The sequence below is a fragment of the Methylobacterium sp. BE186 genome (assembly GCF_031457035.1).
GTDB lineage: Bacteria > Pseudomonadota > Alphaproteobacteria > Rhizobiales > Beijerinckiaceae > Methylobacterium > Methylobacterium segetis.
The window spans coordinates 122,458-147,389 of sequence record NZ_JAVDVV010000008.1 but is presented as its reverse complement, the minus strand read 5'-3'; the positions used below and the strand labels follow the sequence as shown (position 1 = coordinate 147,389).

30 protein-coding genes are annotated in these 24,932 nt (G+C 70.8%); 14 read left to right on the top strand and 16 right to left on the bottom strand.

Annotation, left to right across the window (positions count from 1 at the left end):
• Window positions 1-63: 63 nt before the first annotated feature.
• From J2X36_RS11470 to J2X36_RS11455, 4 genes are all read right to left on the bottom strand, one after another.
• The gene (locus J2X36_RS11470) at window positions 64-1,200 is read right to left on the bottom strand and encodes a beta-ketoacyl-ACP synthase (RefSeq protein WP_310349781.1); all 1,137 of its coding nucleotides are present in this window, start codon (window positions 1,198-1,200) and stop codon (window positions 64-66) included.
• Complete coding sequence (locus J2X36_RS11465; protein WP_132255630.1) at window positions 1,197-1,673, bottom strand: 3-hydroxyacyl-ACP dehydratase FabZ family protein; 477 nt, start codon at window positions 1,671-1,673, stop codon at window positions 1,197-1,199. The genes J2X36_RS11470 and J2X36_RS11465 overlap by 4 nt, the downstream gene beginning before the upstream one ends.
• A gap of 41 nt (window positions 1,674-1,714) precedes the next feature.
• A complete protein-coding gene (locus J2X36_RS11460; protein WP_109895472.1) occupies window positions 1,715-2,026 on the bottom strand; it encodes an acyl carrier protein in 312 nt (103 codons plus the stop codon).
• A 194-nt stretch (window positions 2,027-2,220) separates the two neighbouring features.
• Complete coding sequence (locus J2X36_RS11455; RefSeq protein WP_310349780.1) at window positions 2,221-2,538, bottom strand: hypothetical protein; 318 nt, start codon at window positions 2,536-2,538, stop codon at window positions 2,221-2,223.
• A 369-nt stretch (window positions 2,539-2,907) separates the two neighbouring features.
• Between J2X36_RS11455 and J2X36_RS11450 the strand changes: the two genes are divergently transcribed.
• A complete protein-coding gene (locus J2X36_RS11450) occupies window positions 2,908-4,035 on the top strand; it encodes an AI-2E family transporter (protein WP_310349778.1) in 1,128 nt (375 codons plus the stop codon).
• Window positions 4,036-4,077: 42 nt separating this feature from the next.
• On the opposite strand, the gene J2X36_RS11445 is transcribed toward J2X36_RS11450, so the two are convergent.
• Complete coding sequence (locus J2X36_RS11445; protein WP_310349776.1) at window positions 4,078-4,770, bottom strand: metal ABC transporter permease; 693 nt, start codon at window positions 4,768-4,770, stop codon at window positions 4,078-4,080.
• A 208-nt stretch (window positions 4,771-4,978) separates the two neighbouring features.
• A complete protein-coding gene (gene acnA, locus J2X36_RS11440; RefSeq protein ID WP_132255626.1) occupies window positions 4,979-7,678 on the bottom strand; it encodes an aconitate hydratase AcnA in 2,700 nt (899 codons plus the stop codon).
• 305 nt (window positions 7,679-7,983) lie between these two features.
• Here acnA and J2X36_RS11435 point away from each other — a divergent pair, with 305 nt between their 5' ends.
• The 7 genes from J2X36_RS11435 to J2X36_RS11405 are packed head-to-tail and all read left to right on the top strand — an operon-like array spanning window position 7,984 to window position 11,425.
• Entirely contained in the window at window positions 7,984-8,208 is a 225-nt protein-coding gene (locus tag J2X36_RS11435; protein ID WP_132255625.1) for a ribbon-helix-helix protein, CopG family, read from the top strand.
• Window positions 8,192-8,461: a type II toxin-antitoxin system RelE/ParE family toxin gene (locus J2X36_RS11430; protein ID WP_132255624.1), complete on the top strand. Its 270-nt coding sequence runs from the start codon at window positions 8,192-8,194 to the stop codon at window positions 8,459-8,461. The genes J2X36_RS11435 and J2X36_RS11430 overlap by 17 nt, the downstream gene beginning before the upstream one ends.
• Window positions 8,462-8,490: 29 nt before the next feature.
• Complete coding sequence (ccmA, locus tag J2X36_RS11425; RefSeq protein WP_132255623.1) at window positions 8,491-9,126, top strand: heme ABC exporter ATP-binding protein CcmA; 636 nt, start codon at window positions 8,491-8,493, stop codon at window positions 9,124-9,126.
• Window positions 9,123-9,791 carry a heme exporter protein CcmB gene (gene ccmB / locus J2X36_RS11420; RefSeq protein ID WP_132255622.1) on the top strand — a complete coding sequence of 223 codons (669 nt, stop codon included), beginning with the start codon at window positions 9,123-9,125 and terminating at the stop codon, window positions 9,789-9,791. Before ccmA ends, ccmB begins: the two co-directional genes overlap by 4 nt.
• A 58-nt stretch (window positions 9,792-9,849) precedes the next feature.
• A complete protein-coding gene (locus J2X36_RS11415) occupies window positions 9,850-10,659 on the top strand; it encodes a heme ABC transporter permease (RefSeq protein WP_310349770.1) in 810 nt (269 codons plus the stop codon).
• An 8-nt stretch (window positions 10,660-10,667) separates the two neighbouring features.
• Entirely contained in the window at window positions 10,668-10,817 is a 150-nt protein-coding gene (ccmD, locus tag J2X36_RS11410) for a heme exporter protein CcmD (RefSeq protein ID WP_132255618.1), read from the top strand.
• Window positions 10,814-11,425, top strand: coding sequence for a DsbE family thiol:disulfide interchange protein (locus tag J2X36_RS11405; protein ID WP_310349768.1), 612 nt, complete (start codon window positions 10,814-10,816; stop codon window positions 11,423-11,425). Before ccmD ends, J2X36_RS11405 begins: the two co-directional genes overlap by 4 nt.
• Window positions 11,426-11,429: 4 nt before the next feature.
• On the opposite strand, the gene J2X36_RS11400 is transcribed toward J2X36_RS11405, so the two are convergent.
• Both J2X36_RS11400 and ftsY read right to left on the bottom strand, forming a co-directional pair.
• The gene (locus tag J2X36_RS11400; protein WP_132255616.1) at window positions 11,430-12,059 is read right to left on the bottom strand and encodes a septation protein A; all 630 of its coding nucleotides are present in this window, start codon (window positions 12,057-12,059) and stop codon (window positions 11,430-11,432) included.
• Between the two features lie 324 nt (window positions 12,060-12,383).
• On the bottom strand, window positions 12,384-13,829 hold the full coding sequence (gene ftsY, locus J2X36_RS11395) for a signal recognition particle-docking protein FtsY (RefSeq protein ID WP_310349765.1): 1,446 nt from the start codon (window positions 13,827-13,829) through the stop codon (window positions 12,384-12,386).
• A gap of 58 nt (window positions 13,830-13,887) precedes the next feature.
• On the opposite strand from ftsY, the gene J2X36_RS11390 reads away from it, so the two are divergent.
• The gene (locus J2X36_RS11390; RefSeq protein ID WP_310349764.1) at window positions 13,888-14,577 is read left to right on the top strand and encodes an RluA family pseudouridine synthase; all 690 of its coding nucleotides are present in this window, start codon (window positions 13,888-13,890) and stop codon (window positions 14,575-14,577) included.
• Between the two features lie 64 nt (window positions 14,578-14,641).
• On the opposite strand, the gene mtaB is transcribed toward J2X36_RS11390, so the two are convergent.
• Both mtaB and dapF read right to left on the bottom strand, forming a co-directional pair.
• Window positions 14,642-15,862 carry a tRNA (N(6)-L-threonylcarbamoyladenosine(37)-C(2))-methylthiotransferase MtaB gene (gene mtaB, locus J2X36_RS11385; RefSeq protein WP_310349762.1) on the bottom strand — a complete coding sequence of 407 codons (1,221 nt, stop codon included), beginning with the start codon at window positions 15,860-15,862 and terminating at the stop codon, window positions 14,642-14,644.
• Window positions 15,862-16,749, bottom strand: coding sequence for a diaminopimelate epimerase (dapF, locus tag J2X36_RS11380; protein WP_310349760.1), 888 nt, complete (start codon window positions 16,747-16,749; stop codon window positions 15,862-15,864). The genes mtaB and dapF overlap by 1 nt, the downstream gene beginning before the upstream one ends.
• A 208-nt stretch (window positions 16,750-16,957) precedes the next feature.
• Between dapF and J2X36_RS11375 the strand changes: the two genes are divergently transcribed.
• From J2X36_RS11375 to trpS, 5 genes are all read left to right on the top strand, one after another.
• Entirely contained in the window at window positions 16,958-17,713 is a 756-nt protein-coding gene (locus tag J2X36_RS11375) for a GyrI-like domain-containing protein (RefSeq protein WP_207919286.1), read from the top strand.
• Window positions 17,714-17,780: 67 nt separating this feature from the next.
• A complete protein-coding gene (locus J2X36_RS11370; protein WP_310349758.1) occupies window positions 17,781-18,020 on the top strand; it encodes a DUF1902 domain-containing protein in 240 nt (79 codons plus the stop codon).
• Window positions 18,021-18,218, top strand: coding sequence for a type II toxin-antitoxin system HicA family toxin (locus J2X36_RS11365; protein WP_310349756.1), 198 nt, complete (start codon window positions 18,021-18,023; stop codon window positions 18,216-18,218).
• Window positions 18,219-18,265: 47 nt separating this feature from the next.
• A complete protein-coding gene (gene nth, locus J2X36_RS11360) occupies window positions 18,266-19,030 on the top strand; it encodes a Fe-S cluster assembly protein HesB (protein ID WP_310349755.1) in 765 nt (254 codons plus the stop codon).
• Window positions 19,031-19,149: 119 nt separating this feature from the next.
• Window positions 19,150-20,193 carry a tryptophan--tRNA ligase gene (trpS, locus tag J2X36_RS11355; protein WP_310349753.1) on the top strand — a complete coding sequence of 348 codons (1,044 nt, stop codon included), beginning with the start codon at window positions 19,150-19,152 and terminating at the stop codon, window positions 20,191-20,193.
• 90 nt (window positions 20,194-20,283) lie between these two features.
• Here trpS and J2X36_RS11350 read toward each other — a convergent pair whose 3' ends face one another.
• The 6 genes from J2X36_RS11350 to J2X36_RS11325 all read right to left on the bottom strand — a co-directional run bounded on the left by J2X36_RS11350 (window position 20,284) and on the right by J2X36_RS11325 (window position 24,909).
• On the bottom strand, window positions 20,284-20,937 hold the full coding sequence (locus tag J2X36_RS11350) for a pyridoxamine 5'-phosphate oxidase family protein (protein ID WP_132256591.1): 654 nt from the start codon (window positions 20,935-20,937) through the stop codon (window positions 20,284-20,286).
• A 139-nt stretch (window positions 20,938-21,076) separates the two neighbouring features.
• A complete protein-coding gene (locus J2X36_RS11345) occupies window positions 21,077-22,273 on the bottom strand; it encodes an ATP-binding protein (protein WP_132256594.1) in 1,197 nt (398 codons plus the stop codon).
• Window positions 22,274-22,434: 161 nt separating this feature from the next.
• Entirely contained in the window at window positions 22,435-23,454 is a 1,020-nt protein-coding gene (ilvC, locus tag J2X36_RS11340; protein ID WP_132256596.1) for a ketol-acid reductoisomerase, read from the bottom strand.
• Window positions 23,455-23,610: 156 nt separating this feature from the next.
• Window positions 23,611-24,255, bottom strand: a complete 645-nt coding sequence (locus J2X36_RS11335; RefSeq protein WP_310349750.1) for a glutathione S-transferase — start codon at window positions 24,253-24,255, stop codon at window positions 23,611-23,613.
• The gene (locus J2X36_RS11330; RefSeq protein WP_310349748.1) at window positions 24,255-24,629 is read right to left on the bottom strand and encodes a type II toxin-antitoxin system PemK/MazF family toxin; all 375 of its coding nucleotides are present in this window, start codon (window positions 24,627-24,629) and stop codon (window positions 24,255-24,257) included. Before J2X36_RS11330 ends, J2X36_RS11335 begins: the two co-directional genes overlap by 1 nt.
• Entirely contained in the window at window positions 24,622-24,909 is a 288-nt protein-coding gene (locus J2X36_RS11325) for a MazF family transcriptional regulator (RefSeq protein WP_310349746.1), read from the bottom strand. The genes J2X36_RS11330 and J2X36_RS11325 overlap by 8 nt, the downstream gene beginning before the upstream one ends.
• Between the last annotated feature and the right edge of the window lie 23 nt (window positions 24,910-24,932).

Genomic DNA, 24,932 nt, shown 5'->3' with positions numbered 1-24,932 from the left:
CGTGAGTCTTGGGCGCCGGCATGGCCGCAGCGTGACAGGGAAGGCGTTGTTCCGGATGCGGTCCTACGCGGCCAGCACCCGCACGACGCCCTCGCCGCGCCGGTGGCCGACCGTGGTGACGGCGACCTCCGAGAGGCCCGTCTCGGCGACGAGGGCGGCGGCGAGCGCCGCGCCGAAGGGCGCCGCCACCTCGAGCCCGTGGCCGATCAGGTCGCCGAGCGCGGTCAGCGTCGCGCCGGGCGCGAGCTCCGCGAGCGCCGCCCGCTCCTCTGCGGTGATCGGCGCGACGCCCGTCGCCCCCGAGATCACGGCGCCCGCGCGCCCGATTCCTGCCCGGCCCCAGAGCGCGGCGAGGCTGCCGGCAAGGCTCCCGGGCTCGCGCCGGCTGCGGTCGCTCGCGACCGCGTCGATCCGGGCGAGCGCGCGGGCGCCCCGGGCGGCGGCGGAATCCTCCGCCTCCAGCACCAGGAAGGCGGCGCAGCTGCCGAGGATGAAGCCGTCCTCGCCCTGCCCGGTCCGCTCGAAGACGGGCCGGTAATCGGGCTTCCGCAGGAAGCCGCCCATCTCGTGGATGACCATCACGTCCGGCCGCTCGGCGCTGTAGGAGCCCCCGACCAGCATGGCGTCGATTTGGTTCGAGGCGATCCGCGCCTGCGCGATGCGCAGCGCATCGATGCCCGCCGCCTCCTCGCCCATGAAGGTGCGGGACGCCCCCGTGACGCCGTGCACGATGGCGATGTTGCCGGCCAGCAGGTTCGAGAGCTGCGCCAGGAACAGAGTCGGGCGCAGGTCGTTCTGCAGGCGCTCGTTGAGGTAGGCGCCCGGATCGGACGCCTCGCGCAGGCCCGTCAGGATCGCCCCGTCGACCGCGTAGTCGCGCTCGCCCCCGCCCGCCGCGACGACGAGGTGGAGGTTCTCCTTGAAGGACGCATCGCCCTTCACGCCCGCGGAATCGAGGGCGAGGCCCGCCGCGTAGACGCCGAGGCGCTGCCACGCCTCCATCTGGCGCTGGTCGGATTTCTTCGGGATCTGCCCGTCGAGCGTGAGGGCGGGCGCCGGGTGAACCGGGTAGGGCGCGAAGGTCTCGGCATCCGTGCGCGGGGGCGCGCCCGCGGCGAGCGCGTCGAGATGCGCCGCGAGCCCCTCGCCCGCGCAGGAGACGAGGCCGATGCCGGTGACGACGACGGCGCGCCCGCTCACGGCAGGGCTCCGGGCTCGGCCCCGATCGCGAGCCCGATCCGGCGCGCCCGCTCGCGCATCGGCGCGTCGAGGCCCGGGGGGAAGGGCATGGTGCGGAAGCGCAGCTCCGCGTCGGCCAGCGGCTTGCCCGCGTGGCGGATCGCGGCCTTCGTCACCGCGTAGCCCGAGCCGTCATGGACGAGGCTCGCCTCGATGCTGAGCTCGGCGCCCGGCCCCACGAAGGAGCGGAAGCGCGCCTTGTCGACCGCCATCAGGAAGGGCATCTGCGCGAAGTCGAGATGGGCGAGCACGAGGTAGCCGGAGGCCTGCGCCATGGTCTCCGTCAGCAGAACGCCCGGCACCAGCGGGTGGCCGGGGAAATGCCCCTCGAAGACGGGGCTCTCGTCGGGCACGCGGGCCAGAGCCTCGATCCGGCCCGCCTCGCGGTCGAGGTGCACGACGGAATCGATCATCTCGAAATATTCGAGGCGCATGGTCGCTTCGGATCGGCGGCGTCGGTGCGGGCGTCGGTGGATTAAGCCTTGGCGGCCTTCTCGGCGACCAGCGCGTCGATGCGGGCGCAGAGGTTCTTGAGGACGAAATACTCCTCGGCCGGCACCTTGCCCTCGTTGACCTCCTGGGTCCAGCGCTCCAGCGGCAGCTTGATGCCGAAGGCCTTGTCCACCGCGAAGGCGATGTCGAGGAAGGCCAGCGAATCGATGCCGAGATCGTCGATGGCGTGGCTCTCGGGGGTGATCTTGTCCCGCGGGATGTCGGCGGTGTCCGCGATGATGTCGGCAACCCGGTCGAAGGTCGCGCTCGTGGCGGTGATGGGCTGGTCAGACATGCGTTCTCGCCGTGTTCCTGAAGTCGTCGCCGGGCGGGAAGAGCCCTTCCCGCACCGGGCGCAGGCGACCCGGCGCCCCCCGGGACCATGCGCGCGTCGGCGGACCGCCGCGGGCGGTCCTCACGTTGGCGGCGACCTCTACACGAGGGGTCTCGGGCGGGCAACCGTGCCGGCTTCGGGGCCATGCCGCGGTCTCAGGCGCGGATGTCGGTGAAGAGACCCCTGGCCGGAGTCTCAAGCGTCCCCGTCAGCGAATCCTTGATCCGCGCCTTGATCGTGTCCTCGATCTTCCTGCGCTCCTCCGCCCCGAGGTTGCGCAGGCTCTCCTCCGTCAGCCCCATCTTGCCGAGGAGCGCGGCCCGCATGCGCTCGGCGGGCGTCATCTTCATCAGCTCGCGGAACGACTCGACGGCCGCGGCAGGCTCGCCGGCGGCCGCGCCGGTGCCTTTCCCCCGCGTCGGCGCGGCGAGCGCCCGCATCGTGGCTGTCGACCCGATCGATCCCACCGACATGCTGCCTTCCCCCCTCAGCGAGGGGAAAAGCACGGGCCGTGCAAGAGCCCCCGCCCAAGAAAACAGTCCTGATTTCCGTGGCTTGCCGGACCGTCGTCCCAGGCTCTCCTCCGCCGGCCCGGCAGACGCTGCCGGTTCCGCGTGTCGCGGTCGGCAGGTTCTGCCGGCTCCCGGGCGCCTCGGCCTCGACGCATCGGGCGCAGGTCCCCTCTCCCGTTCGGGAGTGGGACGCAGGTCTGTCCGGACAGGTCGCGCCCGCGCACGAAGTCCGGAGCGGCGGGATCCGCGGGGGCCATCCCGGCCTCGACGCCCTACATGGCTGCCCAGGAGCAGGCCCGGAGGCCGCGCCCAGCGGAGACCCCCTGTCCGATGGACCATCGCCCGACCCCGCTCCCGCAGCCCGCACCGCCCCCCGCTCCCGCCCCGGACCGCGCTGAAGAGACCCTCCGCTCGCAGGGTGCCGCCCGGATCGCCCTGGTGCTGGCGCTCTCGGCCCTCGGGCTCTGGATCCTGCACGCGTTCCTGCCGGCGCTCGTCTGGGCGGTGATCCTGGCGATCGCCCTCGGGCCCCTCTACCGCCGGGCCGAGCGGCGCTGGCCGCCGGGGCGGCACAACATCCTCCTGCCGGCGCTCGCGACGCTCCTCGTCGCCCTCGTCGTCCTCGCGCCCCTCGGCGTTCTCGGCGTGCAGGCGGCGCGGGAGGCGCACGACGCCCTCGATCTCGTGCGCTCGGCCGAGCGCACCGGCATCCCCGTGCCGGATGTCCTGCAGCGCCTGCCCTTCGGCGCGGCCCAGGCCACGCGCTGGTGGAGCGACACCCTGAGCCATCCGGAGGCGGGCTCCGAGATCCTGCACCGGCTCGACAACGCCTCGGTGATCGGCCTCTCGCGCAATCTCGGCCGCGAGGTCGTGCGCCGCAGCGTGCTGTTCGGCTTCACCCTGGTGGCCCTGTTCTTCCTGTTCCGGGACGGGCGGGCGCTGGCGGCCCAGGTGCTCACCGCCTGCAACCGCCTGTTCGGCCCCCGCGGCGAGCGGGTCGCCCGGCAGATGGTCGCCTCCGTGCACGGCACGGTGGACGGGCTCGTGCTGGTCGGGCTCGGCGAGGGCGTGCTCCTCGGGATCGTCTACGTCTTCGCCGGGGTTCCGCACCCGGTCCTGCTCGGGGCGCTCACCGCCGTGGCGGCGATGATCCCCTTCGGGGCGCCGCTCGTCTTCGGCCTCGCCTCCCTGCTCCTCGTCGCCAAGGGCGCGGTCGTCCCGGCGATCGTCGTCGCCGCCTCGGGCCTCGTCGTCACCTTCGTCGCCGACCATTTCGTGCGGCCCGCGCTGATCGGCGGCACGACGCAATTGCCCTTCCTCTGGGTGCTGCTGGGCATCCTCGGCGGCGTCGAGACCTTCGGCCTGCTCGGCCTGTTCCTCGGCCCCGCCGTGATGGCCGCGCTCGTGCTGCTGTGGCGGGACTTCACGGAGGGGCCGGCGCAGCGCCCGGTGGCGTGAGGGCGATCCCGGCGGCCGGCCCCGGCCGCCGGGAGGCCGGGATCACATCGGCGGGGTCAGGCCGTCCTTGCCGACCGCGACCAGCTTGCCGTCGAGCTTCCCCCCGTCCTTGGCCGCGACCACGAAGATCTTGGAGCCGGGCTTGAGGATCGCGGGGTCGGCCGGCTCGAAGGCGACGATCGGGGCCTGGGGCGGCACCACGATCTGCTTCGAGCCCTCCTTGTCGTAGGTCACCGTCAGCGTCCTCTCGCCGCCCGCGCCGCCACCGGCGCCGCCGCTCTTGGCGACCGTGCCGTTGGTCATGGCGCTCTTCACCTTCGGGGCGCCGGCTTGCTCCGCCTTCACGGTGCCGTTGGTCATGGCGCTCTTCACCTTGGCGTCGCCGGCGGCGGTGTGGTCGGTGATCGCGTCCCAGGCGTAGTGGCCCTCGCCCGTGCCGCGCATCGATTCGGGGAAGATCACGACCTCGAGCGCCGTCAGCGGATTCTCGCCCTTGGTGGCGGTGCCGATGAAGACGCCGTCCTTGACCGCGTCGAGGCTGGATTTCGCCACCCAGACGACCTTGGCGCCGCCGAGCTGCACGGTCTCCGTGCCGCCCTCGTTCGTCTTGACGGTGACCGTGCCGGCGTCGGCCGACTCGATCGTGCCGCGCACGCGCTGCAGCTCCGGGGCGGCCTGGGCGGCGCCGGTCAGCGCGAGGAGGCCCGCGAGGGCGGTGGTCGTGATGCGGTTCATGGCGATCTCCCGTGTTCGAGGTTCCGGGAGAGATGGGGCGGTGCCGGCCGGAGCCAAGATTGCGCCCAATTATTTGACGCGCCACATTGTTCGCGCAGGCCAGGACGATCCGGCAAGGCAGGGCTCGCGCGGCGGCCCCCCCTCAGGGCCGACAAAAAAGGCCCCTCCGTGCGGGAGGGGCCTCTCGATCACGTTTCTGCGAGTGCGCTCAGGCCGCGAGCGAGCGCAGGACGTAGGGAAGGATGCCGCCGTTGCGGAAGTATTCCAGCTCGTCGAGCGTATCGATCCGGCAGGTGAGCGGCACGTCCTGACGCGAGCCGTCGGCCGAGGTGATCTCGGCGACCAGGGTCTGGCGCGGCTTGAGCTCGCCCGCGAGTCCCTTGATCGTGACGGTCTCGTCGCCCTTGAGCCCGAGGGAGGCCCAGGAGGTGTCGCCCTGGAAGACGAGCGGCACCACGCCCATGCCGACGAGGTTCGAGCGATGGATGCGCTCGAAGCTCTCGGCGATCACGGCGCGCACCCCGAGGAGCTTCGTGCCCTTGGCCGCCCAGTCGCGGGACGAGCCGGTGCCGTATTCCTTGCCCGCGAAGACGACGAGCGGCGTGCCGGTCTCGGCGTATCGCTGCGCGGCGTCGTAGATGAACATCTTCTCGCCCGTGGGCTGCAGCAGCGTCCAGCCGCCCTCGACCACGTTGCCGCTCGCGTCCCGCACCATCTGGTTCTTGATGCGGATGTTGGCGAAGGTGCCCCGCATCATCACCTCGTGGTTGCCGCGGCGCGTGCCGTACTGGTTGAAGTCCTGCACGCGGACCTGGTGCTCCTGCAGGTAGGCGCCGGCGGGCGAGGCCGCGCGGATGTTGCCGGCGGGCGAGATGTGGTCCGTCGTGATCGAGTCGAGGAACAGGCCGAGGATGCGGGCCCCCTCGATGTCGGTGACGGGGGCCGGCACCTTCTGCATGCCCTCGAAATAGGGCGGGTTCTGCACGTAGGTGGAGCCCGAATCCCAGGCGAAGGTCTCGGCCTCGGTCACCTCGACGGCCTTCCAGTAATGGTCGCCGCCGAACACGTCGGCGTAGCGCGACTTGAACAGGGCCGAGCTGATGTTCTTCTCGATGAACGCCTGGACCTCGGACGACGAGGGCCAGATGTCGGCGAGGTAGACGGGCTTGCCGTCCGAGCCGGTGCCGAGCGGGTCCTTGGTGAGGTCGATCTGCATGGAGCCGGCGAGCGCGTAGGCGACGACGAGCGGCGGCGAGGCGAGGTAGTTCGCCCGGACATCCGGGTTCACCCGGCCCTCGAAGTTGCGGTTGCCCGAGAGCACGGCCGCGGCCACCACGTCGTTGTCGTTGATCGCCTTCGAGATCGGCGCGGGCAGCGGGCCCGAATTGCCGATGCAGGTGGTGCAGCCGAAGCCGACGAGGTTGAAGCCGAGGGCATCGAGCGGCTTCTGCAGGCCGGCGCTCTCCAGGTACTCGGCGACGACCTGGGAGCCGGGCGCCAGCGAGGTCTTCACCCAGGGTTTCGAGGTGAGGCCCTTGGCGACCGCGTTGCGAGCCAGGAGCCCCGCGCCGATCATCACGCTCGGGTTCGAGGTGTTGGTGCAGCTCGTGATCGCGGCGATCACCACGTCGCCGTGGCCGATGTCGAAGTTCGAGCCCTCGACCGGGTAGCGCTTGGCGATCTCGGCGGCCTTGCGGAACTCGGTCTCCATCGCGCCGGAAAAGCCCGTCTTGGCGGCGTCGAGCAGCACCCGGTCCTGCGGGCGCTTCGGCCCGGCGAGCGAGGGGCGCACGTCGCCCATGTCGAGGGCGAGCGTGTCGGTGAAGACGGGGTCCGGGGTCTGCGCGTCCCGCCACATCCCCTGCGCCTTGGCATAGGCCTCGACCAAGGCGATGCGCTCGTCCGAGCGGCCGGTGACGCGCAGGAAGTCGATCGTCTTCTGGTCGACGGGGAAGAAGCCGCAGGTGGCGCCATATTCGGGCGCCATGTTGGAGATCGTGGCGCGGTCGGCCACCGCCATGTCGTCGAGGCCGGGGCCGTAGAATTCCACGAACTTGCCGACGACGCCCTTCTTGCGCAGCATCTGCGTGACGGTGAGCACGAGGTCGGTCGCCGTGGTGCCCTCGGGCAGACGCCCCGAGAGCTTGAACCCGACGACCTCGGGGATCAGCATCGAGAGCGGCTGGCCGAGCATGGCGGCTTCCGCCTCGATGCCGCCGACGCCCCAGCCGAGGACGGCGAGGCCATTGACCATGGTCGTGTGCGAATCGGTGCCGACGAGGCTGTCCGGATAGGCGACCTCGGAGCCTCCCTCCGAGCGGGTCCACACGGTCTGCGACAGGTACTCGAGGTTCACCTGGTGGCAGATGCCGGTGCCGGGCGGCACGACGGAGAAATTGTCGAAGGCCGACTGGCCCCATTTCAGGAAGGTGTAGCGCTCGCCGTTGCGCTCGTATTCGAGCGCGACGTTGTCGGCCAGCGCCTTGGGCGTGCCGAACTCGTCCACGATCACCGAGTGGTCGATCACGAGGTCGACGGGCACCAGCGGGTTGATCTTCTGCGGGTCGCCGCCGAGCGCCACCATGGCGTCGCGCATGGCCGCCAGATCGACGACCGCCGGCACGCCGGTGAAGTCCTGCATCAGCACCCGCGACGGGCGGAAGGCGATCTCCGTCTCCTCCTTGCCGCGGTTGCCGAGCCACGCCACCGTGGCCTCGATGTCCGCCCGGCGGACCGAACGGTCGTCCTCGTAGCGGAGGAGGTTCTCGAGGAGCACCTTCATGGAGAAGGGCAGGGCCGCTGCGTCGGCGAGCCCGTTCTTCGAGGCCTCGGGAATGGAGTAGTAGGTGTAGGTCCTGCCCCCGACGTCGAGCGTCTGGCGGGACTTGAAGCTGTCGAGCGATGCCACGGCTAGTCTGATCCTCGCTGGCGTTTGTCGAACACGCGCAGGCATAACCTGCGCCACGAATCAGTGTTCGGCTGAACTCGCGCCGTTGCCGGCGCGCGCCGCCCCGGGGGTGCCCGGGCAGGATGATGCGCGAGGGGCGAATTGGACGCCCGATGGGTCGCGCGGCGCAGCCTGCGGCCCGTATAGAACAGTTCGAAACTCGCCGCTACGGGGCCTCGATGACAGTGGCGTGCAGGTGTCCGCGCTCGCGGCGGGGCGGTGGACGGAGCGTGGGCCGATCCCTATTCTGATGTGCGGAGATTCCCATGCTCGCCCTCGACCTGCCAGCCGACCTGGAACGGCGCCTCGATGCTCTCGCGCGGCGCACCGGGCTCAGCGCGAGCGAGCATGTCCGCGAGGCCCTGCGCGAGCACCTCGACAATCTCGACGACATCGAACTGGCCGAGCGCCGGCTCGGCGCCCTGCGCCGCGGTGAGAGCGGGACGACGTCCCTCGACGCGTTGATCGCGCGCTATGGCCTGGAAGATTGAATTCGATCGTTCGGCAGAGCGCGAACTCGACCGCCTCGGCCCCGACGCCGCACGGCGGATCCTGCGCTTCCTCCGCGATCGGGTCTCGCCACTCGACGATCCCCGTGCCATTGGCGAGGCGCTGAAAGGCGCCAAGCTCGGCAGCCTCTGGAAATATCGGGTCGGGGATTATCGCGTGATCGCCTCCATCGAGGACGGATGCCTGCGCATCGTGGTCTTGCGCGTCGGGCACCGCCGCGAGGTCTACCGTTGACCCGCCCGTCCTGAGATCGGGTCGATCCCGTGCGCCTCACCGTCACCGGCCTCGCCGTCCGCCGCTCCGGGCGCCGCATCTTCGCGGGCCTCTCCTTCGCCCTCGGCCCCGGCGAGGCGCTGATGGTCACGGGCCGCAACGGCGCCGGCAAGTCGACGCTACTCGCCGTCCTCGCCGGGCGCCTCAAGCCCGATGCCGGCGCGGTCCGGGCGGACGATGTCGGCGAGGCGAGCCTGCCCGAATGCCTGCACGTCGTCGGCCATCGGGACGGGCTGAAGAGCGCGCTGACGGCGGAGGAGAACCTCGCCTTCGCCCGCGACCTGCTCGGTGATCCGGCCCTGACGCCCGGCGCGGCGCTGGCGGAACTCGGCCTCGCCCACGCGCTGAAGCTGCCGGTCGCCTACCTCTCGGCGGGGCAGCGGCGGCGGGTGGCGCTCGCCCGGCTCCTCGTCTGCCGGAGGCCGCTCTGGCTCCTCGACGAGCCGACGGCCGCCCTCGACACGGCCTCGCAGGGCGTTCTCGCCGCGCTCATGGCCCGGCACCGGGCGGGCGGCGGCCTCGTCGTGGCGGCGACCCACCAGGCGCTCGGCCTCGCGGATGCGCGGGAATTGCGCATCGAGCGCCCGCCCCTGCCGGCCGAGGATTCGGCGGAGGCCTTCGCGTGATCCGCGCCTTCCGCGCCCTCGTCGCCCGCGACCTGACGCTCGCCGCCCGCGTCGGCGGCTCGGGCACGCTCTCCCTCGTCTTCTTCCTGATGATCGTGGCGCTGGTGCCCTTCGCGCTCGGGCCCGACCTCAACCTCCTGTCGCGGATCGGCCCCGCCATCCTCTGGCTCGCCGCGGTGCTCGCCACCCTGATCGGCCTCGACCGCCTGTTCCAGGCCGACGAGGAGGACGGCTCCCTCGACCTGATGACGGGGGCGCCCGCGCCCCTCGAACTCGTGGTGCTGGCCAAGGTCGCGGCGCATTGGCTGACCACGGGCCTGCCCCTGGCACTGGCCTCCCCCCTGTTCGGCCTGCTCGTGGCGCTCGACGGCACCGCCATGGCCGCGACCGCGCTCACCCTTCTCGTCGGCACCCCGGCGCTGACCTTCGTCGGCGCGGTCGGGGCGGCGCTCACCGCCTCGATCCGCCGCGGCGGCCTGATCCTCGCCGTGCTGGTCCTGCCGCTGATGATCCCGACCCTGATCTTCGGCGTCTCGGCCGCGCAGTCGGCGCTCGGTGGCACGGTGCCCTTCGCGACGCCGCTGACGATCCTCGCGGCCCTCAGCCTGATCGCGGCGGTGATCGGCACCTTCGCGGCGGCGGCGGCCCTGCGCTGGTCGGAGTGAGGGGATGCGCCCCTCCCCCGCATTGCCGCTGCACCGCACGCCGCGCTAAAGCGGGAGCATGTCGGCCTCGCCCTCGCTCTGGACCCGCCTGTCCAATCCCGGCCACTTCCTGCGCTGGTCGGGCGCCCTCATGCCCTGGCTCGTCGCGGTGTCGCTGCTGGCGCTCGGCCTCGGCCTCTCCCTGTCCTGGTTCGTGGCCCCGCCCGATTACCAGCAGGGCGAGACGGTGCGGATCATGTTCATCCACGTGCCCGCGGCTTGGCTCGGGGTGTTCTTCTACGGCTCCATGGCGCTCTCGGCCATCGGGACGCTGGTCTGGCGCCATCCGCTGGCCGACGTGGCGCAGCGGGCGGCCGCGCCCATCGGGGCAGCCTTCACCATCATCTGCCTCGTCACCGGCTCGCTGTGGGGCAAGCCGATGTGGGGCACCTACTGGGTCTGGGACGCGCGGCTCACCTCGATGCTCGTCCTGTTCCTGATCTATTGCGGCATCATCGCCCTCTGGCGCACGATGGAGGATCCGAACCGGGCCGCCCGTGCGGTGGCGATCCTGACGCTCGTCGGCGCCGTGAACCTGCCGATCATCAAGTTCTCCGTGAACTGGTGGTCGACGCTGCACCAGCCTGCCTCGATCCTGCGCATGGGCGGCTCGACCATCGACCCCTCGATGCTCTACCCGCTCCTGATCATGATCGCCGCCGCGACGCTCCTCGGCGTCACGCTCCACCTCTACGCGATGCGCACCGAGATCCTGCGGCGGCGGGTGCGCACGCTGACGATCCGCGAGGCCGAGCGACTCGATGCCGGCGCTCCCGCCCTCGTCCCGGGGCCGCCCGCCGGCGCCGCACCCCTCGGCCAGGCCCTGTGAGGGAGCCCATGCTCGGTCTCGGACCCCATGCCGACTTCATCCTCGGCGCCTACGCCTTCACCGGCCTCGTGATGGCCGGCCTCGTCCTCAACGCGATCCGGGACCGCCGGGCGCAGGAGCGCGCGCTCGCAGATCTGCAGCGCCGGGAGCGCCCGTGAGCGAGCCACACGCCTCCGCCCCGGAGCCGGTGCGCCGCTCCCTCCTCCTGATCGTACCGCTCGTCGCCTTCGCGGTGCTGGCGGGCCTGTTCTTCCTGCGCCTGCGCTCCGGGATCGACCCGGCCGCGATCCCGTCCGTGCTGATCGGCAAGCCGGTGCCGGCCTTCGAGCTTCCGGCGGTTCCGGGTCTCGAGGCCGACGGCAAGCCCGTGCCCGGCCTCTCCAGCGCCGACCTCAAGGGCGGCGTGACGCTCGTGAACTTCTGGGCCTCGTGGTGCGCGCCCTGTCAGGTCGAGCACCCGATGCTGATGCGGCTTGCCCGCGAGCCGGGCCTGCGCCTCGTCGGCATCGATTACAAGGATGCGCCGGAGAACGGCCGCCGCTTCCTCGCCCGGAACGGGGTGCCCTTCTCTCAGGTCGGGCTCGACGCGAGCGGGCGCGTCGGCATCGATTTCGGCGTCTACGGCGTGCCCGAGACCTTCATCGTGGGGCCGGACGGGATCATCCGCGACAAGCTCGTGGGCATCGTCACGCCGGAGAACCTGAACGGCGTCCTCGCCAAGATCCGGGCGGCGGCCCAGGCCGGCGGCCAGGCCGCGGCCCGCTGACGGATCAGGCGGCCTTCGCCGGATCCTCGGCGCGCCCGTCCTTGCGCTCGTGGCGGGCGAGCAGCGGCGTCTGGGCCAGCGCGAACAGGATGGTCAGCGGCATGATGCCGAAGACCTTGAAGCTGACCCAGAAATCCTCCGTCTGCGTGCGCCAGACGACCTCGTTGAGGGCTGCGAGCGCCAGGAAGAACAGCCCCCAGCGGAAGGTGAGCTTGCGCCAGCCCTCGTCGGTGAGCGCGAACACGCTGTCCAGCACCACCGAGAGCAGCGACTTGCCGAAGGCGAGGCCCCCGAGCAGCACGAGGCCGAACAGGGTGTTCACGATGGTGGGCTTGACCATGATGAAGGTCTTGTCCTGCAGCACCAGGGTCAGGCCGCCGAACACCACCACCACGACGCCCGAGACGAGGGGCATGATCGGCAGGCGCCGCACCAGCGCGTAGTGGATCGTGAGCGCGACCACGGTCGCCGCGATGAACAGGCCGGTGGCCGCGAACAGCTTCTGGTCGGCCGCCACGCCGAAGCGCTCCGCGTAGGCATTGCCGAGGAAGAACAGCACCAGCGGCCCGAGTTCGAGCGCGAGCTTCGGCAGCGGGGCGAGGTGGCGTTGCGGGGGGACGGATTCGATCTGCATCAACGGGTCCGGCTCACGTGGCGGGCGGAGTCCGGGAGCGGGTTTCCGGCGCCGCCGCGGACCCCGATGTAAGCTATGCCCCCGCCGTTTCCTACCGGAGCCGCCCCGACCATGACGATCCGGATCGACCGCGAGGAGACCGACGCCTGCTTGCGGACCTCGCGCGCCGCGCAGCCGACGCCTTCGCCCAGTATGGCAAGGGCCGCCATCCGGCGGCGCTCGATTTCGGCGATGGCTTCGCCTCTGCGCTCGCCCGTTCCCTCGAGGCGCCGCTCCTGTTCAAGGCGAGGATTTCGCCCGCACCGACGTGGCGCGAGCGGGCCTCTAAGCCTTCTCCAGCCCCGCGATCGCCCGCGCGAAGTCGCGCGCGGCGAAGGGCTCCAAATCCTCCACCCCCTCGCCGACGCCGATGAAATGCACCGGCAGGCCGAACTTCGCCGCGAGCGCCACGAGGATGCCGCCGCGTGCCGTGCCGTCGAGCTTCGTCATCACGAGGCCGCTGACGGGCGCCGCCTGCGAGAACAGCTCCACTTGGCTCAGCGCGTTCTGGCCGACCGTGGCGTCGAGGACGAGGAGCGTGGCGTGGGGAGCCTCGGCGTCGAGCTTGCGCATCACGCGCACGATCTTCTCCAGCTCTGCCATCAGGCCGGCCTTGTTCTGCAGGCGCCCGGCGGTGTCGATGAGGAGCACGTCGGTGCCCTGGCGCCTGGCTTCCTGCAATGCGTCGAAGGCGAGGCCCGCCGCGTCCGCCCCCTGCGCGCGGGTGACGACGGGCGTGCCCGTGCGCTCGCCCCAGACCTTCAGCTGCTCCACCGCCGCGGCGCGGAATGTGTCGCCGGCCGCGAGCATCACGCTGCGCCCCTCCGCCTTGAGCTTCAGGGCGAGCTTGCCGATCGTAGTGGTCTTGCCGGCGCCGTTCACCCCGACCGTCAGGATCACGAAGGGCTTGCGCGCAGCCTCGATCCGCAGGGGCTCGGCGACGGGATCGAGCGCCCGCTCGACCTCGGCAGCGAGGATTTCCCGCACCTCGTCGGGTGAGATCCCCTTCTCGTAGCGGCCCTTGCCGACCGCCTCGGAGACGCGCGTCGCGGTCTCCACGCCGAAATCGGCCTGGATCAGGGCGTCCTCCAGATCCTCCAGCGTCGTCGCGTCGAGCTTGCGCTTGGTGAAGAGCCCCGTCACCCGGTCCGACAGGGAGGTCGAGGTCCGCTTCATGCCGGCGGTGAGGCGCCCCCACCAGCCGCGCTTGCCCGGGGCGTCCGCGAGGTCGAAATCCTTGGCCGCATCGGTGGCCAAAGCGGCCGCCGTGTCGACGGGCTGAATGTCGGGGTCGGGGGCCGGCGCGCCGGTTTCCAGGGCGGAGGGCGACGGCTCGGCCGGTTCGGGCGCAGCCGATCGGGCTTCGGCCGGCTCGGGTTCGGCCGGCTCGGGCTCGAAGGCCCGGGAGGTCGTATCCGCCGGCTCCGCCCCGCGCGCGGGCGCGTCGCCGGCCGTGCCGGCGGGCGGGCGCTCGGTGTCTCCCTCGATCGGCTGGAGGTCCGCGCCCTCGATCTCGTCGGGCACCGCGTTCTTGCCCGCCTCCTCGGGCGCGGGCTCGGAGGGCGGCAGCGGCACGTGGCTGACGTCGTCGGCGCCGGTGGCGAAGTCGGGCTGGCCCTCGGAGGCCGAGGCGGGCGAGTCCGGCGGCGGGACCGGGCTCTCCTCCGCGGCCGGCATGCCCTTGCGCCCGAACAGGCGGCCGAACCAGCCCGGCTTCTCGTCTTGACTCATGCGTCCCTGCTCCCGCAGGCCGGGCTCTTCGCGCCGGCCTACCACTCGCGTATCACCGATGATCCTGCCTGACATAGGCGCCCGCCTGCTCTACCGCGATGCCCTGCTGCTCGTCATCGACAAGCCGGCGGGCCTGCCGGTGCATCCCGGCCCGAAGGGCGGCGAGACCCTGACCGACCATCTCGACGCGCTCCGCTTCGGCCTGCCGCGGCGCCCCGAGGTGGTGCACCGGCTCGATCGCGACACGTCGGGCTGCCTCGCGCTCGGGCGCCACGCCAAGGCGCTTGCCCGCCTCAACCGCCTGTTCGCGACCGCCTCCGCCGAGAAGGTCTACTGGGCCCTCGTGGAGGGCGGCCCCGTGGGGGAGGCGACCAGCATCGATCTCCCCCTCGCCCGGCGCTCGAACGATCCGCGCAGCTGGTGGATGAAGGCGGACCCGGCGGGCGAGACGGCGCTGACCCATGTCCGGGTGATGGGCCGCAGCCCGGACGGGGCGCGGAGCTGGCTGGAATTGCGGCCCGTCACCGGCCGCACGCATCAGCTGCGCGTCCATTGCGCCGCATCGGGATTCCCGATCGTCGGGGACGCGATCTACGGCAGCGCCCCGCGCTCCGGCGGCCCCGGCTTGCAGCTCCACGCCCGCGCCCTCACCCTGCCGCTCTACCCGAAGAAGCCGCCGGTGCGCGCCGAGGCGCCGGTTCCTGAGCACATGCGGGTGGGCCTCGAAGCCTGCGGCCACCGGTCCTGAGGGAACCGCGCGGCGCATCTCCCGTCCGGGAGAGGCTTGGGGCGAGGCGGGAGCGCCTGCGCCCTCACGCCGCGATCAGCGCGCGCCCGTCATGCCCGGCGATCCGCACGCTCCGGATCTCACCGGGCTCCGCGACAAGCCGCACCGGCGTGAAGCCCTCGGTGCGGCCGGTGCCGCCGCGCTCGGCCAGGACGAGGCGGGTCTGCCCCACCTCCGCGTCGAGGTGCCGCCGGAGCGCCGCCGCCCCGGCCTCGCGCAGCCGCGCGGCGCGCTCGCGAACGAGGCCGGGATCGACCGGCGGCATCCGGGCGGCCGGCGTGCCGGGCCGGGGCGAGTAGGGAAAGACGTGCAGGTGCGTGAGCCCGCACGCCTCCACGAGATCGAGGGTGCGGGCGAATTGCGCCTCGGTCTCGGTCGGGAAGCCGGCGATCAGGTCCGCCCCGAACACGGCGCCGGGGCGAAGCCCGCGGATGCGCTCGCAGAAGCGGATCGCGTCGGCGCGGGCGTGGCGGCGCTTCATCCGCTTGAGGATCAGGTCGTCGCCCGCCTGGAGCGAGAGGTGGAGATGCGGCATCAGCCGCGCCTCCTCGGCGAGGGCGGCGACGAGCTCCTCGTCGGCCTCGATCGAGTCGATCGAGGAGAGCCGCAGCCGCGCGAGGCCCGGCACGCCCGCCAGGATCGCCCGGACGAGTCGGCCGAGCCCCCCGCCCTGAGCCAAGTCGCGTCCGTAGGCGGTGAGGTCGACGCCGGTCAGCACCACCTCGCGGCCGCCATGCTCCACGATGCGGGCGACCTGTTCGACGACGGCCGCCTCCGGCACCGAGCGCGAGCGGCCGCGGCCGAACGGGATGATGCAGAAGGTGCAGGCGTGGTCGCAGCCGTTCTGCACCGGGACGAAGGCGCGGGTATGCCCGGCGACCCCGGTGATCGCGGTCGGCGCGAGCGTGCGCGCCTGCATGACCGTGCCGGGCGGCGTCGGCTCCCGCCAAGCCCGCGCCGCGAGCTTGTCCGCGTTGCCGACGAGGCGGGCGACCTCGGGCATGGCGGCGTAGAGGCCGGTCTCCACCTCGGCGCCGCAGCCCGTCACCACGATCTCGGCCTCCGGACGCTCCCGGGCGAGGCGACGGATCGCCTTGCGGGCCTGCCGCCCGGCCTCCGCCGTCACCGCGCAGGTGTTGACGACGACGCGCGCCCGCGCGCCCGCCTCGGGCCGTGCGGCGGCGCGCATCACCTCGGACTCGACGATGTTGAGGCGGCAGCCGAAGGTGAGGGTCTCGACGTCCATCACGGTGCCGGCCCGAACAGCTCCGGCGCGAAGCTGCCCTCCCCCTCGAGGAAGACGGGGCCCGTCATCAGGACATGGTCGTCGGCGCGCCACTCGATCACGAGCTCGCCCCCGGGCAGGCTCACCGCGGCGCCGCGCCCGATCATGCGCAGGCGCGAGGCCGCCACCACCGCGGCGCAGGCGGCCGTGCCGCAGGCGAGGGTCAGCCCGGCGCCCCGCTCCCAGACCCGGAGCTTGATCGCCTCGCGGCCCGTCACCCGGGCCACCGAGATGTTCGCCCGTTCGGGGAAGATCGGGTGGTTCTCCAGCATCGGCCCGATCCGGGCGAGATCGTAGCTGTCCGGGTCGCGGTCGACGAAGAAGATCGCGTGCGGGTTGCCCATGCTGACGGCCGCGGGGGAGTGCAGGATCGGATCGTCGATCGGGCCGATCTGCAGCTCGATGCGGCGGGTGTCGGGGAAGGGATCGCGCAGGGGGATCTCGTTCCAGGCGAGCCGCGGCTGGCCCATGTCGACGGTGAAGGAGCGGTCCGCCACCCGCTTCACCTCGACGAGGCCGGCCTTGGTTTCCAGGGTCAGCCGGCCGCTCTCGGCGGGCCGGGCCATGGCGGGGTCGTCGAACATCGCGAAGGCGACGCAGCGGGTGCCGTTGCCGCAGGCGCCGGATTCCGAGCCGTCGGTGTTGTAGATGCGCAGGAAGGCATCGGTGCCGGGGGTCGCGGGATCGTGCACGACCATGAGCTGGTCGAAGGCCGAGTGCGGGTCGGCCGCGATCGCCCGCGCCTCCTCCGGACGCACGCGGATCTCCGTGCCGCGCAGGTCGAGGACCACGATCGCGTTGCCCGCGCCGTGCATCTTCAGGAATCTTCGGTTGCTGAGCGCGCTCATGCTGTCCGGCGGTTCGAAGGGCCCGTCCGGGGCCGGGACCGCTATATGGCAAAGTGCGCAACGGCGCGCGACCCCGCCGGAAGCGGGGCTGCGATCCCGGTTCCGCGAGGACCGGCCCTCGCAGGCGGCCCGCTTCGTCACTAGTTTCCCCGGGCCTTCACCGCCGGGCGCCCGATTCGGCGCGCCGGCCCCTCGCCGGAGCGACACCGTGACCCGCCTTCGTTCCCTGCTGTCCGCCGGTCTCCTCGCCCTCGCGCCCGGCTCCGGCCTCGCGCAGGAAGCGGCGCCCCCGCCGGCCTCGAACGCGCCCCCGCCCGCGGTGACGAGCCCGCTGCCGACGACGACCGTGCCCGACACCGGCAAGCCCGACCCGAACCGGACGACCGCGCCCCAGCCCGAGAAGGCCCTCGGCCCCCCGGCCGGGTCGCCCGCGCCCTCCGCCGCGCCCGCGCCCCGCAAGACCCTGGTCGAGACGCCCGGCGACGCCAACGACGTCGACGAGGTCTCGCTGCCGCCGAGGCCCGCCGCCATCCTGTCGGGCAAGGCGAAGTGGGAGGAGGCGGTGCCGAGCCTCAAGGCCGCCTTCGCGCGGATCGAGGCCGAGCTGTCCAGGGCCGGCGTCCCGCCGACGGGCCGCCCGATCGCGGTCTTCGCCAAGACCGACGACGACGGCTTCCAGTACGAGGCGATGGTGCCGGTGGCCGAGATCCCGGCGGGCAAGGCCGCCGAGAAGCCGGCCGACGGCGAGGGCATCCGCTTCGGCACCACGCCGAGCGGCAAGGCCCTCCGCTTCCCCCACAAGGGCTCCTACGACGAGATCGACGGCACCTACGAGACGCTGACCGCCTATCTCGACGCCAAGGACATCGTGGTGCAGGACCGCTTCATCGAGGAATACGTCACCGACCTGAACGACCGTGCCGACGAGAAGCTCGACGTGAACATCTACGCGCTTGTGAAATGAGGCGGTTGATTTCGCTCCCGGCGGCTGATCTCATTTTGAAGCCCGATCCATCGGCTCCGGAGCAGCCATGCCGCTGACCGTCACCGTCCGCTACGATCCCGAGGAACCGGTCTGGTACGTGCACGACTCCGAGGTGCCCGGCCTGCACGCAGAGGCGCAGACGCTCGACGCCTTGGTCGGGGTTATCGGCGACCTCGTGCCCGACCTCGCGGCGGTGAATCTGCCGCAGGAGAACGCGGGAGGCGGACGGGAGATCGCGGTCTGCATCCAGCACCTTATGAGCGCTAAGCCGGCACATGCCTGCTGAATGGGCTCGAACCTCTGCCCGGAATTGGTTCGCTTGCTTCGCGAAGCCGGTTGCACGTTCGTGCGCCAGGGAAAGGGCTCGCACGAGATCTGGCAGAGCCCGATCATGGGGCGTCGCATCGCGGTTCCCCGCAACACGGTGATGAAGCGGACCGCCAACGGCATTCTTCGGGACGCAGAGCTGCCCAGGGCCTTCTGACACGGTGGCCGAGGGAACCCCCGCCGCGCCTCGCGGATTCGCGCCTCATGCCCATCGCATCCGGACATGAGCGCCCCGCCCCGCGTCCCCGCCGCCTCGGCACCCAGGCGGCCCCCGCCGATCCCGATCTCGCCGCACGGGCCCTCGAGATCCACCGCCGGCTCTGCCCGGTCTATGGCTGCCCGATCCCCTACTTCCACAGCCTCGACCCGTTGAGCGAGCTCGTCTCCTCGCTCCTCTCGCACCGGACCCGCAACGCCGATTCGGGCCGTGCCTTCAAGGCGTTGCGCGCCCGCTACCCGGACTGGGCGCAGGTCCTCGACGCGCCCACGGCCGAGATCGAGGCGACGATCGCCGGGGTGACGTGGCCCGAACTGAAGGCGCCGCGGATCCAGGCGGTGCTGCGGGCGGTCGCGGAGCGGCGGGGCGCGCTCGATCTCGGCTTCCTGAAGGACTTGGAGGTCGATGCCGCCCGCGCCTGGCTCGAGGCGATCCCCGGGATCGGGCCGAAGACGAGCGCGGCGGTGCTCTCCTTCTCGGTCCTGCGGATGCCGGCGCTGCCCGTCGACAGCCACCACCACCGGGTGGCGCAGCGCCTTGGCCTCGTCGGGGCTCGGGTCGATGTCGGGCCGGCCCACCCGGTGCTGCGCGCTCAATTGCCGCCCGATTGGAGTGCCCAGGACCTCTACGACAATCACGAGATCCTGATGCTGCACGGCCAGCAGGTCTGCCACCACCGGAACCCGGCCTGCGGCCGATGCGTCCTCCTCGATCTCTGCCCGACGGGACAGGCCCGGCGCGCCTCCCTGTGAGGCCGTACCCGCTCCCTTGACCGGTCCCGGCCGCCGGTCCAGAACCGCGCGCCTGCGCGGAGGAGCCGTTCCGACGCGGGATCCGCAAGTCGGGCAAGACGTCGGGGGGAGACGCAGCGATGGCCGCGTTCAAGGAACTCGTGTTTTCGGGCGTTCAGCCGACCGGAAACCTGCATCTCGGCAATTATCTCGGCGCCATCAAGCGCTTCGTGGAGATGCAGGAGCGGGCCGATTGCCTCTACTGCGTCGTCGACCTGCACGCGATCACGCTCTGGCAGAACCCGGCCGAATTGCGGACGCAGATCCGCGAGGTCACGGCGGCCTTCATCGCGGCCGGCATCGACCCGAAGCGCTCCATCGTCTTCAACCAGAGCCAGGTGCCGCAGCACGCGGAACTCGCCTGGATCTTCAACTGCGTCGCCCGGCTCGGCTGGCTCAACCGCATGACGCAGTTCAAGGACAAGGCCGGCAAGGACCGCGAGAACGCGAGCGTCGGCCTCTACGATTATCCCGTCCTGATGGCGGCCGACATCCTGGCCTACCGGGCGACGCACGTGCCCGTCGGCGAGGACCAGAAGCAGCACCTCGAACTGACCCGCGACATCGCCCAGAAGTTCAACACCGACTTCGCGGAGTCGATCGAGGCGCACGGCCACGGCGAGGGCTTCTTTCCCATCACCGAGCCGCTGATCGGCGGGCCGGCCGCCCGCGTCATGAGCCTGCGCGACGGCACCAAGAAGATGTCGAAATCCGACCCGTCGGACTATTCGCGCATCAACCTCACGGACGATGCCGACGCCATCGCCCAGAAGGTGCGCAAGGCCAAGACCGACCCGGAGCCCCTGCCCTCGGAGGCGGCGGGCCTCAACGGGCGCCCCGAGGCCGACAACCTCGTCGGCATCTTCGCGGCGTTGCGAGGCTCGACCCGGGAGGCGGTGCTCGCCGAGTACGGCGGCGCCCAGTTCTCGGCCTTCAAGGGCGCGCTGGTGGAACTCGCCGTCGAGTCGCTCAGCCCCCTGAGCGCCGAGATGAAGCGGCTCGTGGCCGACCCGGCCCATATCGACGCGGTCCTCGCCGACGGCTCGGAGCGCGCCGCGGCGATCGCCGCCCCGACGCTCGATGCGGTGAAGGACATCGTCGGCTTCGTGCGGCGGGGTCGCTGACGGAGGCGTGGGCCGCCTCGCGCGGCTCGACGAAACGGGGGATGCGGACAGCGCGGGCCTCCTCCCGGACGGGAGCGGGGCCCGTCCGCGTCAGGCCTCTCCGCGGGCGACGAGCGACTCGTACTCGGACACCTCCAGGCGGCCCTCCTTCGCCACCCGTGCCCGGTCCTCGTCGCTGATCACGTCGCTGGCGAGGTCGAGGCGCTTCCAGGAGGCGAGCGGCGTCTCCCGGTCGGGCGTCGGCACGTACTTGTTCTGCGCCACCTTCTGGTACTTGTGGATGTAGCGCGGGCAGTTGACCCAGATCTTCGTCACGTCGACGCGCACGAGGTACTTGGCCTCTTTGTACTCCGCCATCAGCGGGTCGTCGCGCAGGAGCGTCGCGTGCCCCTGGACGCGGACGCGGTGCGGCGTCTCAAAATCGATGAAGAGCAGGCCGACCTTGGCCTGCCCCTCGATGTTGCCCATCGAGTAGAACATGCCGTTGCCGTCGAAGCCGGGGAAGACGAGGCTGCTCTCGCCCGTCACCTTCACGAAGCCCGGGCTGCCGCCCTTGTAGGAGACGGTCGGCATGCCGTCCGGATCGACCGTCGAGAGGAAGAACATGTCGCGGCTGCCGATGAAGGCGGCCTCGTCCTCCCGGATCGTCTCGTGCACCCAGTCCGTGTCCAGGCGGTTGGCGAGCTTGACGGTGCCGAACTCTTCCTGGAGCGCGCGGTGCGCGTCGAAATAGAGCGATGCCATGGGTGTCCTCCGCGGCAGCCTTCTCCGGGCCTGCCGGCGCGCATGAAACCCGCATTCGAGCGTGGCCGCAACTGCCGCAGTCGACCCTGGCGGATGAGGTCGCGCGGACGGGAGAGCAGGCGGCACACCGCTGGAACGATCACCCTTCCTCGCTCAGGGAGACCTGCGGCATGGCGCGACGCATGTACTCGTCGAAGAGGGGGACGGTGAAGGCTGTGTCCCCGTGTGACGGCGAGTAGATCATGCCTTTCCTGATGAGGGCACTGCGTGTCGGGGCGGCGGAGGTCACCTTGAGGCCGAGCTTGTCGGCGATGTCGCCGGAACGGTGCTTGCCCCGTCCAAACTCGGCCAAGGCCCGCATGTACCGTCGTTCTGCTGGACTGCATCGATCGAGCCGCACCTTGAAGAAGCTTTGATCGAGTTCTCTGATCGCAGCTTCGCTGGCGCGCTCGATGACGGGCAGATCAATCGTTTCATGTTCGGCGGCATTCCAGGCTTCGTAGGCCCATTGCTGCAGAAAGTACGGGTACTTTTCGGTGACGCTGATGATCCTCTCGACGGCGTCTGTCGTGAATGTTACGCCTTCGCTGTTGGCAGGTCGCTCGACGGCGCGGATTGCATCCTCCGTGCTGAGCGCGCCGATTTCCGGATAGCGAAACAATCGTTCGGAATAGGATTTCGAATTTCCGGCGAGGGCGCGAATCTGCGGAAGACCAGCGCCGATCAGGATCAGCGGCAGGGATCGTTGATTGACTCGGTGCACGGCCATGATGAGCGCGCTGAACTCCGACTCGCTCAGGTATTGCAGTTCATCGAGAAAGATCGCGATCGGACGGTTGGCCGCCTTGGCAGCCTCTGCAATGACGAGGACGAGTTCCGGAAGATCGTTCTCGATGCGTCCGCTATCGGCCAAGCCGGTCTCAGGGTCCATGCTCAGCCCGAACTCGATATCATTGATGGAGACGTTCAGGCCTCCGAGAAATCCTTTGAGACCGCGCAAGCCGCGGCGTGCCTTCTCCTTCGCGCCTTCGATCACGCTTAAGCTGTGAAGGATGCTTCGCAGGCTTGGTGCGATCAACTCGGGGAGCGTCTTTCCCTCGTGCGCCTCAATGAAAACCGCCTTGAACCGCTGCGTCTCCGCTTCCTCGTGCAGCCGATTGAGAAGCACTGTTTTTCCCACGCCGCGGAGCCCGACCAATATCAGGCTCTGGGTTGCCTTGCCGATGGCGACACGCTGCAGCGCAGTCGTCCCGGCAGCCAGCACGTCGGAGCGGCCGGCGAGCTCCGGCGGAGGTGTTCCTGCCCCAGGTGCGTAGGGGTTTCTGACAGGATCCATATTGAGCGATCTTAGGGAGTTATAGCGAAAAATCGCTATAACTCCCTAAGATCCATATATCAAGGCCATATTCCTATCATCGGAATGCATGCCGAGCTTTGAAAGCGCCATCGCGCGGGCCGGGTTGGATCAGGTGCCGCCCGGCCCGCACTCCCAAACGATCAGTTGCGGGACTTGTCGACCAGCGCCTTCTCGGAGATCCACGGCATCATGCCGCGCAGGCGCGCGCCGACCTCCTCGATCGGGTGGGCGGCGAGCTTGGCGCGCGTCGCCTTGAACGAGGTCTGGCCGACCTTGTTCTCCAGCATCCAGTTGCGGGTGAAGATGCCCGACTGGATGTCGTTGAGGACGCGCTTCATCTCGGCCTTCGTCTCCGGCGTCACGATGCGCGGGCCGGTGACGTACTCGCCGTACTCGGCGGTGTTCGAGATCGAGTAGTTCATGTTGGCGATGCCGCCCTCGTAGATGAGGTCGACGATGAGCTTCACCTCGTGCAGGCACTCGAAATAGGCCATCTCGGGGGCGTAGCCCGCCTCGACCAGGGTCTCGAAGCCGGCCTTGATCAGCTCGACGAGGCCGCCGCAGAGCACGGCCTGCTCGCCGAAGAGATCGGTCTCGCACTCCTCCTTGAAGGTCGTCTCGATGATGCCGGCGCGGCCGCCGCCATTGGCCGAGGCGTAGGACAGGCCGAGATCGTGCGCGTTGCCGGAGGCGTCCTGCGCGATCGCGATGAGGGTCGGCACGCCGCCGCCCTTCAGGTACTCGCCCCGCACCGTGTGGCCGGGGCCCTTCGGGGCGACCATCAGCACGTCGAGGTCCTTGCGGGGCTCGATCAGGTTGAAGTGGACGTTGAGGCCGTGGGCGAAGAGGAGCGCGGCGCCCTCCTTGAGGTTCTTCTCCAGGGATTCCTTGTAGATGTCGCCCTGCAGCTCGTCGGGGGTGAGCATCATCACCACATCGCCCCACTTGGCGGCGTCGGCGACCGACATCACCTTGAAGCCCTCGCCTTCCGCCTTCTTGGCGGTGGCCGAGCCCTCGCGGAGCGCGATCACGATCTCCTTCACGCCGGAATCGCGCAGGTTCAGCGCGTGGGCGTGGCCCTGGCTGCCGTAACCGACGATGACGACCTTCTTGCCCTTGATCAGGTTCAGGTCTGCGTCGCGATCGTAATAGACCCGCATGGCGGCTTGTCCTTTTCGTGAGGTGTCGATGAGTGCGCTCCGGCGCCCTCGTTCGCGCGGCCGTGCGATGGCGGCGCTTTTAGCGAGGCGATCCCCTTGACGAAAGGGGAAATCGCCGCATGGCAGCCCTCGCGGGCCGACAGTCCCGCCCCGCCGTCAGACCGGCAGCGGAAGCCCCTCCCGCGCGAAGGCCCGCTGCACGGCCGGGCGCCCGGCCATGGCGCGGGCATGCGCCGTCCAGGCCGGGAAGCGCTCGGCCATGTCAAAGCCGAGAGCCGGCCCGCGGCCCCAGGTCCAGAACAGCAGGAGGTAGGGATCGACCACGCTGTAGCGCCCGCCCACCGCCCATCCGCCGTTCGAGAGCCGCACCTCCGTCATGGTGCAGAGGTCGCCGAACGTGTCGGCGCCCTTGGCGCGGATGCCGGGATGGGCCGCCTCGTCGGCGCTGTAGCGCTCGGCCCGGCGGATATGGGCGTAGGCGGGGTGGTGGTTGGTGGAGAGCCAGCCGAGCCACTCGTCGGCGAGGGCCTGGTCGCGGGGGCTCTCGGGCCAGAGCCCGGCCTCCGGATGCGCGCGCGCGATGTGGCGCAGGAGCGCGGTGTTCTCGGTGAGCACCCAGCCCCCCTCGTCGAGGGCCGGCACGCGGCCGCGCTCGTTGACCGCGAGGTATTCGGGGGCGCGCTGGTCGCCGGCCTGCAGGTTGAGGCGCACGGTCTCGAAGGGCGCCCCGGTCTCCTCCAGCGCGATGTGCGAGGCGAGCGAGCAGGCGCCGGGGGCATAGTAGAGGGTGCGGGCGGTCATCAGGCGTCTTTCCGGCTCGGCACGTCGGCGGCGATCCCGAGCACTTCCGCCAGGTTCAGGCGGATCTTGAGAAGGATGTGGTCCGGCACGGAGCCCACGCGCCGGAAGCCGCGCGAGGCTCGATCGACGCATCGGACTTGGTCAACGAGCACTGCCCCCGCCACCGCGAGGCCGTCGGGCAACAAAACCTTCGTTGGCCACGGGTTCACGTTGCGCGTGATGGGGCAGACGATGGCCGTCTCGTTCTGCCGATGGAAGATGAAGTCCGACAGCACGATCGCGGGGCGGACGCCGCTCTGCTCCCGGCCGAGCGTCGGGCGGAGATCGACCCAGACGATGTCTCCTGCACGCGGAAGGTCGGCATCGTCAGTCATCACGAATGATTTCCGCGCCGACGTCCGGCCCCCAATCCACCAGTTCGGGGCGGTGGGATGGACCGAGCCGCTCCATCTCCGCGACCATCTCGGCCAGAGTCAGGATCGGCTCGCCGTCGACAAAACGACGAGGGGGCATTGCCCCTCTCTCCGTTTCGCTGTGACGCGCCTTCAGCACCACGGTCAGCGTCTGCCCCTCGCTGATCCCGAGTTGTTCGGCTTCATCGGCCGGCAGTTCCACGGCGAGATCATGGCCCCGCCGAATGATCCTGGCTTCCATGGCCCTGTCTCCGGAGACGTGTG